Source organism: Trichodesmium erythraeum IMS101, assembly GCF_000014265.1.
Taxonomy (GTDB): domain Bacteria; phylum Cyanobacteriota; class Cyanobacteriia; order Cyanobacteriales; family Microcoleaceae; genus Trichodesmium; species Trichodesmium erythraeum.
Genome location: NC_008312.1, coordinates 3837527 through 3850208, shown reverse-complemented (window position 1 = coordinate 3850208; position 12682 = coordinate 3837527). Strand labels below are relative to the sequence as shown.

The following is a 12682-nucleotide window of genomic DNA, read 5'->3' as shown; positions in this document are numbered from 1 at the left end:
ATTTAGTAGTAGATATATCGAGAGAAAGTGTACTATTAATTGTTAATTACCTAATTGATATTTTAGGAGATTATATCCTCAAGTTGTCTCTAAAAAATTGTGACATATTCCAGCTATAAATGTTATAATTATGGTGTACACGAGAATCATAAAAATGTTAGTAAATATAAAGTCTGTAGATAACTATTTGACAATTTTAATTATTAATTAGGAGAAAAAAATCATGAAATTTGTTAGTCCTAAAATAGATTATGCTTTTAAAAAAATCTTCGGTTCGCAACAAAGTCAAGATATCTTGATTAGCTTTCTCAATGCCATAATTTATGGGGGGAAAAAAATTATTCAGTCTTTGACAATTGCTAATCCTTTTAATCCTGGTCAATTGCTGAGTTTAAAAGATACATATTTAGATATCAAAGCTGTTTTAGTAGATGGTTCTATTGTAGTGATTGAAATGCAGGTTGCTAGAATGACTGGTTTTAATAAACGAGTAGCTTATAACCTAGCTAAAGCTTATGCAAATCAATTAGAAACAGGAGAAGATTATCTCTTGCTGAATCCAGCTATAGGGGTAACAATTACAGACTTTATTTTGTTTGAAAATAATGAGGATATAATTAATAAGTTTGTCTTTCAACAAGAGACTAAAAAATTTAAGTTTCTGGAACAAGAATTACAACTATTTTTTGTAGAATTACCCAAGTTTAAGAAAAATTTGTCTGAGTTACATACTTTAAGTGATAAGTGGATTTATTTTCTCAAAAGTGCTAGCCGTTTAGATGAGATACCGGAGAATTTAAGAGAAGTTTCGGAAATAGAAAAGGCTTTAAATATTGCTAATAAAATTAACATGACAGCGGAAGAGTTAGACATAGTTGAGCGTCGAGGAATAGCAATGCAAGATGAAAGAGGACGGATAACTTATGCGGAACAACAAGGAGAGCGAAGAGGGGAACAAAAAGGCGAACAAAAAGGGAGAGGGCAATTAATAATACGTCAACTTAAAAAGCGTTTTGGAGAAGTTCCGGAGGCAATAACTAGTCAAATTGAGGGTTTATCAGTTGCACATTTGGATAATTTAGGGGAAGACTCTTTAGATTTTAATAATTTGGAAGATTTGTTGAGTTGGTTGCATTTATTTGAGGATTTTTAATATAAGTCAAGAGCTAAAAAGTTTGAGATAGATACAAAGTTTCAGGTGACTTTTTGTTACTGTAGTAGTTTCAAGGAAGAAGTAATTAAAGCAATAGAAGACCTCAGACAAGAGTTAGGTAATGCAGGAATTTCCCTAGATGACACTGAAGTGCCAATTTTATCGTCCTGTCTCCTGCTGAGAGCTGAGTGGCATTTTGAGGGCGATCGTAAATGTGTATCAGAACTGTGGGAATGGCTATGTTGTATATTGCTGCAATATCCTTTTTGCCCATTTCTGTAGTTTTTTGTCTGGGTCGTTTTCGGCTCTGTCTTGTAATAGTGGGAGGGTTTGGGGATGGTCTGGGTATTGTTTGACTATTGCTTCTAGTGCTGTTTGTCGAGGGTTGTCTTGAAATTCATGTTTACGTTCAAAGGGATCGTTGAGGGCGTTGTCATAAAATATTTCAAAAGTTCCGGGCTCCTGTTTCCAACCAGTTGCTATTTGTTTGACTGCCTCACGTCGCACATCCCAACTTTCATCAGACACAACCCTTTGTTTGAGTAATTCAAAAATTCCGGGCTCGTGTTTCCAACCAGTAGCTATTTGTCGGAGGGCTTCACGTCGCACATCCTCACTTTCATCAGACACAACCCTTTCTTTGAGTAATTCTAAAATTCCGGGCTCGTGTTTCCAACCAGTTGCTATTTGTCGGAGGGCTTCAGTTCGCACATCCTCACTTTCATCAGACACAACCCTTTGTTTGAGTAATTCAAAAATTCCGGGCTCGTGTTTCCAACCAGTTGCTATTTGTCGGAGGGCTTCAGTTCGCACACGCACACTTTCATCAGACACAACCCTTTGTTTGAGTAATTCTAAAATTCCGGGCTCGTGTTTCCAACCAGTTGCTATTTGTCGGAGGGCTTCAGCTCGCACATCCTCACTTTCATCAGACACAACCCTTTGTTTGAGTAATTCTAAAATTCCGGGCTCGTGTTTCCAACCAGTAGCTATTTGTCCGACGGCTTCAGTTCGCACAAGCTGACTTTCATCAGACACAACCCTTTGTTTGAGTAATTCTAAAATTCCGGGCTCGTGTTTCCAACCAGTAGCTATTTGTCGGACGGCTTCAGTTCGCACATTCAAGTCTTCATCAGACACAACCCTTTGTTTGAGTAATTCTAAAATTCCGGGCTCGTGTTTCCAACCAGTAGCTATTTGTCGGACGGCTTCAGTTCGCACCTGCCAACTTTCATCAGACACAACCCTTTGTTTGAGTAAATCTAAAATTCCGGGCTCGTGTTTCCAACCAGTAGCTATTTGTCGGACGGCTTCACGTCGCACAAGCTGACTTTCATCAGACACAACCCATTGTTTGAGTAATTCTAAAATTCCGGGCTCGTGTTTCCAACCAGTAGCTATTTGTCGGAGGGCTTCAGCTCGCACATCCTCACTTTCATCAGACACAACCCATTGTTTGAGTAATTCTAAAATTCCGGGCTCGTGTTTCCAACCAGTTGCTATTTGTCGGAGGGCTACACCTCGCACAAGCCAACTTTCATCAGACACAACCCTTTGTTTGAGTAATTCAAAAATTCCGGGCTCGTGTTTCCAACCAGTAGCTATTTGTCGGAGGGCTTCACCTCGCACAAGCTGACTTTCATCAGACACAACCCATTGTTTGAGTAATTCTAAAATTCCCGGCTCGTGTTTCCAACCAGTTGCTATTTGTCGGAGGGCTTCAGCTCGCACAGACTCACTTTCATCAGACACAACCCATTGTTTGAGTAATTCTAAAATTCCGGGCTCGTGTTTCCAACCAGTAGCTATTTGTCGGAGGGCTTCAGCTCGCACATCCTCACTTTCATCAGACACAACCCTTTGTTTGAGTAATTCTAAAATTCCGGGCTCGTGTTTCCAACCAGTAGCTATTTGTCCGACGGCTTCACGTCGCACAAACGAACTTTCATCAGACACAACCCTTTCTTTAAGCCAAGCATAAGTTGAAGAGTCATCCCTCCAGGATGTAGCCACTATTTCCACAGCTTGAGTACGAATTTCACGAACTAACTCTGCATCTTCATCATCTTCATCATAAGATTCATAAAAATAACCAAGGTCATACCCAGTCAAATCTTTTAACCTATTTAATAACCGAGTTTCCACATCACCAATACCCTGACTACTCCTAACTTCAGACAAACACTTGCCCGCCAAAAATAAATTCTGAAACTTTTCCTCTTCCCCATCTTGTTCCATCAAATAACTAATAATATCTCCCACAAACTTAGCATCTATCATCCCAGAAATTAACCGTAATACTTCATGCCATTTTTCATCCCGCCAATGACCACCAAAAACATCATTTATCAACCCATCTTTTCCCAGAGTTTGTGTTACCGTAAACTGCCAAACAAAACTCCAAGCACAGAAATATTCTAAAAAAGTTCGATGCACAAAAGCATAATATCCACCCCCAACAAAACACAAAATAAAATTCCTAACCCGCAACTGTTCCATCAACGCCCTAGCCACAAATCTCACATCATTAATATCTACACTTTTTAGATACTTTTTAATAATACTTTCTAAGCTGCTTTCATCAATCAAATTACCAGCCAAACCTTCTTTATTTTGTTGCATAAAATCAGCAACTCGGCGCAAAATTTCTTGCTTATCTTTATAGTCAATAGTTATCGGGTCAATCTTAGCATCAACTAAAGCCCTTTCCATATCCCATTGCTGTAATAAAACCCGAGAAGCTTGATTATAAAGTTCTGCCCTATCTCTCGGTAATTCTTGATGACGATTTAAAATAGCCATCATAGTTAATAACAAAGGATTTCCCGACAATTGCTTAATAGCTGAAGAATCATTAATTGCCCGTTTCAACCTTTCCCTTTTCCGCTCTTTTTCCCGCTCATCTTGATAAGTTAAATCATGCCAACGTTGAATAAAATCCTCAACTTGTTCCGACCCCAAATCTTGCAACATAAAATGATAAAATTCAGCATCCCGGAGTTGTTGTGGCTGATAACCAATTACTCTAGAAGTAACAATAACCCGGACATTTTTATAATCATTTGTAAACCGATGAATATCAGTAATTATTTCCTTTCTTTTAGCAGGTTCAAAAACTTCATCCAACCCATCAAACATCACAATAGCATCACCATTTTGTAGTTTTGCATGAAGTTCTTTTTGAGGAAAATGGCAATTTAAACCGCTACCTTTTTCCAGAAAATCTAGAAAACTTTGGCATTTATTAGTCTCATGATTTCTCACATAAGTCCGTAGTTCAATTAATAGAGGAATTGGTTTTAAAGGCAAATCTTTCAGAGGTAATTCTGCCCATTCCAAAGCGATATATTGTAATAAGGTAGACTTGCCAGAACCAGGGTCTCCCAGAATAACTAAATATTTATAGTTGGTATTTTCTATTAGTTCTAAAACCGAGCGAGCCGGCTGTTCTAAATATCTGCGTCGGACAGTTTCCAATTGTTCTAGAGAAAATTCTGCCTCTAACTGCCCCGTCTCTTTTAATTGTTGGAGATATTCTTTAGGAACCTCATATAATTGAGGCCTAAATTCTTGAGATTCTCGAACATTTTGAGGAATAAACATTCCCCATAATTTCAGTTCATTATAACCATAACCACTGGTATCTAAACTTTCTAATTTGAGTTTTCCATATTGTTCTTGGATACCTTCTTGATATTTTCTGAGGTCAAATTCTGGTGTAATTTTATAATTTTGATTTGCTATTTGAGCGAGGTTTTCTGAATCTAATATTTTCCGTAATTCATCATAATTATTCCTAATATTTTTAACTTTTTTGCCATATCTTCTTGCGACTCTTTGCCAGTCAAAATTAGGTGGCAAATCTGGAACAATGTCTTTAGCAATATTAGCTAATATCTTAGTATCTACAATTTTTCTATTATTATCAAAAGCACTCCCCAAAGTTTCTCTAACTAACTTATTTTTGAGAAACTGTTCCAAAGGTTGATTATATTCTTGTAACTGATTTTCCTCTAAATCTGCATCTTCTAACTCTTGCTGTACTAATTCTAAAAATTCTTTCAGAGCTTCTGCAGTAGCTTTTTCTAAATGCTTTTTTTTGGTATTGCTTATCCTATCTTTAAAATCAGTAATACATTGCTTAAAAAAATCTTTAACATAATCTTCAAGTGCTTCTTTAGCCAATTTTCCCAGAACTTCTTTAGCGAGAAAACCTACTAATTGTCCACTGGCTACTATTGCAAAAGACTCAAGCATAATTATTTTACCTTTGATATTATTAAAACTTACCAATAAAAAACATAGCGCTGTTGTCGCCAAACTAAATCTGGTTGTAGTTTATTCTCATTATCGAGATGGGAACAGCTCTGAAAAGACTCAGTTATGGCAAATCTAATCGGTAGCTACATTTTAGCTTTGCCAATTTTCTGTTAGTTAACTTTTTTTCTAATATCTCAACTTCAAGTTGTAGCCTCAATTCAACTGCTTACTTTTGAGACTATTTTAATAAATTGCGTGTAGTAATATTGGAAAAAACTTCTTGTCTTGAACTACTAAAATTTAACCTCTCAGCTAATACATCCCGCTGATTAATTAAATAAATACTTACTAAAGTTAAACCAACTCCTATTGACTGTAGCCGACTCAATATTTCTCCTAAAAATAAATTGCCAAATAACAAAGCAAAAATTGGTGTGAGAAAAGTTAAAGCACTCAAACTGGTAAGATTTCCTGAAGAAGCAAAGTAAAAAAATAAACCATAAGCGATCGCGCTCCCAAAAACAGCGGCATAACCCATAGCTATCCAACCATACTGATCAATATTAACCCATTGCTGAGACTCAACCCCTGCTGAAATAGCAAGCAATGGAATACCACCTAAAATTAAATGCCAACCAGTTGCCATAACTGGGTCGTTGTATTTGCAAACCCAACGCACTAATACTGTTCCTACTGCCATAGACAGAGATGCTAATAACATTAACCATTCTCCACTTTGAGAAAAAGTATCCATACCCAGAGATATTTGTATTGTTTCCGGGTGCAGTAAACTTGATATCCATTCATCAGGTAAACCAATTAAGCTAATGCCAAAAACACCAATACCTAACCCTAGCCAACCCCAAAATCTAATTCTCTCTTGAAATAACCACAATGATAAAATAGCTACCGCTAGAGGTTGAGAGTCAATCATTACTGAGCCCAACCCAGCACCTGTTTTGACTAACCCTTGCGCCAAAAACCCTTGAAACAAAGCACCATCTATTAAAGCAAACAATAATATCCACAACCAAGCTAATTTATTTTGTGGTTGAGGTCTTCCCTGAAGCATTCCTATAAGTAACAATAATATACCTGCTGGCAATATACGTATTGCTGCCATAAAAAATGGTGTTGTTTGAGGGATAACACCTTTCATTGCTACCATTGCAGTTCCCCAAAAGAAGAAGGGAGCAATTAGCAAAAGTGGAGCTAAGGGTAGTTTTGAGTTAGTCAGTTTTAGCTGCATAAGTTTATATAATTTATAAGTTTAGTATTTTAAATTACTTAAAATATTTTTACAAATTATAACAATCTTTAAGCAAAAACATATATTGTTACTTATTTGTTAAATTATAAAGTAAGATATATTAATAATTTCAAAATATTCGTTAGTACTATTTTGATTGACAATTTCACTTGAATATGCTATGAGCTAAAAAAATTTATTGCTTATTGCTTATTATTTTTGCCTTTTGTATTTTGACTTAAGAGAAAAAAAACAGGATGATTTGGCCATTTAAGCCCCGATATCGTAAACAAATTGCCCGAATAGAGATTAATGGTGTCATTGCCAGCGAGACCCGAAAACAAGTGTTAGAAGCACTTAAAACAGTAGAAGAAAGAAAATTTCCGGCCCTATTACTTAGGATAGATAGTCCCGGAGGTACTGTAGCGGACTCTCAAGAAATCTACAATGCCCTGAAAAAGCTGCAAGAGAAAGTAAAAATTGTCGCGAGCTTCGGCAATATTTCTGCCTCTGGTGGTGTTTATATTGGTATGGGTGCTCAAAACATAATGTCCAATCCGGGGACGATAACTGGTAGTATTGGGGTAATTTTGCGAGGCAATAATATAGAACGTCTATTAGAAAAAGTAGGGGTTTCTTTTAAGGTAGTAAAATCTGGGCCTTATAAAGATATATTAGCCTTTGACCGGGAAATGACTGCTCCAGAAAAGCAAATTCTCCAAGATCTAATAGATTTTAGTTATCAGCAATTTGTCCAAACAGTGGCTGAAGCGCGAAATTTAGCTGTAGAAACTGTTAAAAGTTTTGCAGATGGTCGTATCTTTACTGGACAACAAGCATTAGAATTAGGGGTAGTAGACCGTTTAGGTACAGAAGAAGATGCTAGGAAATGGGCCTGTAATCTGGTGGACTTAGACCCAGAAAAAACCGAGAGTTTTACTCTAGAAAAACCCAAAACTTTCTTAAATAAAGTTTTGAACAATAATCAGGTATCATCAAAATTATCGGCTGCTCAAAGCTGGGTGGAATTTGAAGTTTCTACCAGTGGCTTACCTTTGTGGCTGTATCGACCTTAAATTTAACTATAAAGCTTTTAATGGGGAGGATTTTAGTGTGGTGTGGCGAGTTCAAGCAATTCGTGGAGCAACTACAGTCTCAGAAAATTCTGTAGAGGCAATTCGAGAGGCAGTGAATGAATTACTAAATGAGCTAGAAAAAAAGAATGATTTTGATCTAGAGCAAGTTATTAGTGCAACTTTCTCTGTGACTCATGACTTAGATGCTATTTTTCCAGCAGCGATCGCCCGCCAACGTCCCAACTGGAATAATATACCTTTATTAGATGTGCAGCAAATGTATGTTAAAGGTAGTTTAAAACGTTGTATTAGATTTTTAATTTATATCAACATGCCGGAAGCTAACCCAAAAAAAATTGTGCATACCTATTTACGAGAGGCAAAAAATTTGAGACCTGACTTGGTAAATGGATAAGAAAAAAATATCCCCTCCGTAAACCGGAGTAAGAAGAGAAGGAGTGCAGCTAGTGTTGTAGAAGATAAACCATGACACAAAAACTATCATCAGAAAAATTAACGGCCAAATTACTGCAATCATTTTACCCACATTTTACTCAGCAAACATTGCAGAGGCCGGAGTATTTCAAGAATTAAAAGTATACTAAATCTGGTAAAATAACTCAACTCGAAAGTTAAACAATTACAGGAAGAAAGCCAAAAGTTAAGGGACAAACTCTCACCTCTGACCTTTTCACTATTGGAGACCTGATCATATAAATTTTTTTTCAATGAATATTGGTTGTGGTGCTCCTAACTAGAAATAATTGTAAATGAATAATAAAGTATTTTTATGTTATATTAAGTTTGAGAATGATTATTATTCTTAAAAATATTCTCCTCAGCCTTCCAAACTGACCGAAGATTGGAGATTGGAGATTGGAGATTGGAGATTGGAGATTGGAGATTGGAGATTGGAGATTGAGTAGATAAAGGTTCCTTTGCGTTCAAGCATTGGTAAATCTAAAATCTACCCTCAAAAATTAACAATTAACCAAAAAATTACAATCTACACTTCCCTTGCCACCGTCTTTTAAGTAGGGGTAAATCTGTAATCTGCGAGAATGCAATCTGCAATTCTTTGACTTGCTTTGGGGTAAAAAATAAAAAGGTTGCAGGAGAAGTCTGAGACCAACTATAACCATTACGCCTATGCTAAGTGTTGAAATTCCAAAACCTCAGTTAAAGACTTCATTTCTCCAACGGCTCCAGAGTCCAGATCGCCCAGTACTGATCTTTGATGGTGCGATGGGAACTAACATCCAATCTCAAAACTTGACCGCCGAGGATTTTGGTGGAGCGGAATATGAAGGTTGTAATGAATATTTAGTCGTCACGAAGCCAGAAGCAGTGGCGAAAGTCCATCGTGATTTTCTGGCAGCAGGGGCAGATGTTGTCGAGACTGATAGCTTTGGATCTAGCCCCTTAGTCCTCGCCGAGTACAATCTAGCCGATCGCGCCTACGAGCTAAGTAGAAAGGCAGCAGAATTGGCGCGTAGTTGTGCGGATGAGTTTACGAGTCCCGAAAAACCTAGATTCGTCGCAGGTTCCATCGGTCCAGGAACCAAGCTACCCACCCTCGGTCATATTACCTATGATGAATTAAAAGCGAGCTTCATGGTGCAAGCAGAAGGTCTTTATGACGGGGGAGCCGATCTTTTCATAGTGGAAACCTGTCAAGATGTTCTGCAAATTAAGGCAGCATTGAGTGCCTTTGAGGCGGTATTTGCCAAAAAAGGATCCAGACTCCCCTTAATGGTATCCGTGACCATGGAAATTCAGGGAACTATGTTGGTGGGAACAGATATCTCTGGGGTGTTAGCAATTCTGGAGCCTTTCCCCATTGATATTTTGGGTCTAAATTGTGCGACAGGTCCAAATTTGATGACCTCTCATATCAAATATCTATCAGAAAATTCACCATTCCCCATTTCTTGTATTCCCAATGCGGGGCTACCAGAAAATATTGGCGGTCAGGCTCATTATAAAATGACCCCGCTAGAATTTAAAACGTCCATGTCTGAGTTCATTGGTCAGTATGGAGTTCAAATTGTCGGTGGCTGCTGCGGTACCCGTCCAGCACATATTCAAGCATTAGCCGATGCTGTGGAAGAAACCCCACTAAAAGAGCGATCGGTACGAAAAAATGCTGTGGGTAAGGTTAGAACGCCTCTCTCCTATACCCCAGCAGCAGCTTCCATTTATTCTGCCCAAACCTATGAGCAGGATAATTCTTTTTTAATCGTTGGCGAGCGATTAAATGCCAGTGGTTCTAAGAAAGTCCGCAAGCTTTTGAATGAAGATGATTGGGATGGGTTATTGGCGATCGCTAAATCCCAGGTCAAAGAAGGCGCCCATATGCTAGATGTAAACGTGGATTACGTCGGGCGTGATGGAGAACGGGATATGCGAGAACTGGTATCGCGACTGGTGACTAATACGACCCTCCCACTGATGCTTGACTCCACCGAATGGACCAAAATGGAAGCAGGCCTTAAGGTCGCTGGGGGTAAATGTTTGCTCAATTCCACCAACTATGAAGATGGAGAAGAGCGATTTTTTAAAGTGTTGGAATTGGCCAAAGAATATGGTGCAGGAGTTGTCATCGGCTGTATCGATGAAGAGGGAATGGCTAGAACTGCCAAGAAAAAATTTGAGATTGCCCAACGGGCTTATAAGGATGCCCTCAAGTTTGGAATTCCACCCCATGAAATTTTCTATGATACCTTAGCTCTACCAATTTCAACTGGAATTGAGGAGGATCGGGAAAATGCTAAAGCAACGATCGAATCAATTCGACTGATTCGGGAAAATCTGCCCGGTGTCCATTTTATGTTAGGGGTCTCTAACATTTCTTTTGGCTTGAGTCCAGCCACTCGCATCACCTTAAATTCGATCTTCCTCAATGAAGCGATGAAAGCAGGGATGGATGGGGCAATTGTCTCGGCTGCCAAGATTTTACCGTTATCAAAGATTGATGAAGAACATCAACAGATCTGTTGCGATTTGATTTATGATAATCGCAAATTTGAAGGGGATATTTGCACCTACGATCCGTTGACGAAGCTAACGGAAATTTTTGCGGGAGTGAGTGCAAAAGATGCTAGATCTGGCCCTTCCTTAGCAGATTTGCCCATCGACCAACGCTTGAAGCAACATATTATTGATGGCGAGCGCATTGGATTGGAAGATGCGTTAAAGGTAGCTTTAGATGCCGGTCATAAAGCCCTGGAGATTATCAATACTTTCTTGCTGGATGGGATGAAGGTTGTAGGGGAACTGTTTGGCTCTGGTCAAATGCAATTACCCTTCGTGTTGCAGTCAGCCGAAACAATGAAATCTGCGGTAGCTTTCCTTGAACCCTACATGGAAAAAATAGAAGGAGAGGACGAAGATCGCGGTAAAGGTAAATTCCTGATTGCTACGGTTAAAGGCGATGTCCATGATATCGGGAAAAATCTGGTGGATATCATATTGACCAATAATGGCTATAAGGTCATCAATCTGGGCATTAAACAAGCAATTGAGGCAATTGTCGAAGCTTATGAGCAGCATAAACCTGATTGTATTGCTATGAGTGGCTTGCTGGTGAAATCTACAGCATTCATGAAAGAAAATCTTGCAGCATTTAATGCTAAAGGTATTACAGTACCAGTGATTTTAGGTGGTGCTGCACTCACACCAAAATTTGTTTATGGTGATTGTCAAGATACTTACCAAGGGCAGGTCATTTACGGTAAAGATGCTTTTGCAGATTTGACCTTTATGGATCGGCTGATGCCCGCCAAAGATAAGGATTGCTGGGTCGATACCGAAGGCTTTACAGGGGAGTTTGCTCAGTTTAACCAAAGGGGACGCAAAGCAATCAAAGATTTAGAACGAGAACTCAACGGTGATGGGGAGAAATCCGATGGAGAAGTCAATGGTAATGGAAAGAAACCCAATAAACCCACTGTAATTGATACTAAACGTTCGACAGACGTAGCGATTGATATCGAACGTCCTGCACCACCTTTCTGGGGCACGAAAATTCTTCAGAGTGGTGATCTAAAGCTAGAAGAACTGTTCTGGTACATGGATTTACAGGCACTGTTCGCTGGTCAATGGCAATTCCGTAAACCGAAAGGCCAACCTCGTGAGGAATATGATTGGTTCCTGGCATCAAAGGTTTATCCGATCTTGGAAGAATGGAAGCAAAAAGTTCGCACTGAACAATGGTTGGAGCCGACTCTAGTTTATGGTTATTTCCCTTGTGCAGCCATCGGCAATTCCGTTCATGTTTACGATCCGAGTGTTATTGAGCAGGGCTTAACACCTACAACAGCAACCCCGTTTGTCACTTGGACATTCCCCCGTCAGAAATCCATGCGTCGCCTGTGTATTGCTGATTTCATCCGCCCCCTTGAGCATGATCAATTTGATGTTTTGCCTATGCAGGCAGTAACTATGGGAGAAATTGCTACTCAGAAAGCACAGGAACTTTATCAAGGGAACGAGTACACCAATTATCTCTATTTCCACGGTATGGCGGTGCAGTTGGCGGAAGCCTTAGCAGAATGGAGTCACGCCAGGATTCGGCGGGAGTTAGGTTATGGGGATTTAGAGCCAGATAACATTCGCGATATATTAGCTCAAAGGTATCAGGGTTCTCGGTATAGTTTTGGCTATCCAGCTTGTCCGGTAGTTATCGATCAAGTGCCACAGTTGCAATTATTGGGAGCTGATCGCATTGGGGTATCAATTGATGAGAGCGAACAGCTTTATCCAGAGCAAACAACTACTGCTTTTGTTATCTATCATCCTGTTGCTAGATATTTTAGTGCTTAGTTAGATCAATTGGGAATGGGGTCGCCCTATCTAGGCGGCCTCTAATTTTTCTTGATAATTGCTAGGCATCAGCATAGCTATTGTAGCCTAAGCTTCAACTGGATTTGCTTTCAAAATAGA

The 12682-nt window shown here is 39.0% G+C and carries 7 protein-coding genes; 5 read left to right on the top strand and 2 right to left on the bottom strand.

The window, feature by feature from the left end; genetic code table 11:
* Positions 1 to 223: 223 nt before the first annotated feature.
* The gene (locus TERY_RS11925; RefSeq protein WP_011612068.1) at positions 224 to 1153 is read left to right on the top strand and encodes an Rpn family recombination-promoting nuclease/putative transposase; all 930 of its coding nucleotides are present in this window, start codon (positions 224 to 226) and stop codon (positions 1151 to 1153) included.
* Between the two features lie 45 nt (positions 1154 to 1198).
* Positions 1199 to 1435, top strand: a complete 237-nt coding sequence (locus TERY_RS32945) for a hypothetical protein (RefSeq protein ID WP_155994405.1) — start codon at positions 1199 to 1201, stop codon at positions 1433 to 1435.
* Here the strand turns inward: TERY_RS32945 and TERY_RS11920 are convergent.
* Positions 1391 to 5410, bottom strand: coding sequence for a HEAT repeat domain-containing protein (locus TERY_RS11920; RefSeq protein WP_011612067.1), 4020 nt, complete (start codon positions 5408 to 5410; stop codon positions 1391 to 1393). The genes TERY_RS32945 and TERY_RS11920 overlap by 45 nt on opposite strands.
* A 241-nt stretch (positions 5411 to 5651) precedes the next feature.
* Positions 5652 to 6662 carry an EamA family transporter gene (locus TERY_RS11915; RefSeq protein ID WP_011612066.1) on the bottom strand — a complete coding sequence of 337 codons (1011 nt, stop codon included), beginning with the start codon at positions 6660 to 6662 and terminating at the stop codon, positions 5652 to 5654.
* Between the two features lie 257 nt (positions 6663 to 6919).
* Between TERY_RS11915 and sppA the strand changes: the two genes are divergently transcribed.
* The 3 genes from sppA to metH all read left to right on the top strand — a co-directional run bounded on the left by sppA (position 6920) and on the right by metH (position 12562).
* Positions 6920 to 7738, top strand: coding sequence for a signal peptide peptidase SppA (sppA, locus tag TERY_RS11910; RefSeq protein ID WP_011612065.1), 819 nt, complete (start codon positions 6920 to 6922; stop codon positions 7736 to 7738).
* 37 nt (positions 7739 to 7775) lie between these two features.
* On the top strand, positions 7776 to 8153 hold the full coding sequence (gene aroH / locus TERY_RS11905) for a chorismate mutase (RefSeq protein ID WP_011612064.1): 378 nt from the start codon (positions 7776 to 7778) through the stop codon (positions 8151 to 8153).
* A gap of 734 nt (positions 8154 to 8887) precedes the next feature.
* Positions 8888 to 12562 (top strand): methionine synthase, encoded by a 3675-nt coding sequence (gene metH / locus TERY_RS11900; RefSeq protein ID WP_011612063.1) that lies wholly within the window; start codon positions 8888 to 8890, stop codon positions 12560 to 12562.
* The last annotated feature ends 120 nt before the right edge of the window (positions 12563 to 12682 follow it).

What these genes read in the sequence shown, in the direction of transcription:
- TERY_RS11925 (WP_011612068.1), top strand. Translation starts at nt 224, where the DNA reads ATGAAATTTGTTAGTCCTAAAATAGATTATGCTTTTAAAAAAATCTTC.
- TERY_RS11920 (WP_011612067.1), bottom strand. Translation starts at nt 5,410, where the DNA reads ATGCTTGAGTCTTTTGCAATAGTAGCCAGTGGACAATTAGTAGGTTTT.
- TERY_RS11915 (WP_011612066.1), bottom strand. Translation starts at nt 6,662, where the DNA reads ATGCAGCTAAAACTGACTAACTCAAAACTACCCTTAGCTCCACTTTTG.
- sppA (WP_011612065.1), top strand. Translation starts at nt 6,920, where the DNA reads ATGATTTGGCCATTTAAGCCCCGATATCGTAAACAAATTGCCCGAATA.
- metH (WP_011612063.1), top strand. Translation starts at nt 8,888, where the DNA reads ATGCTAAGTGTTGAAATTCCAAAACCTCAGTTAAAGACTTCATTTCTC.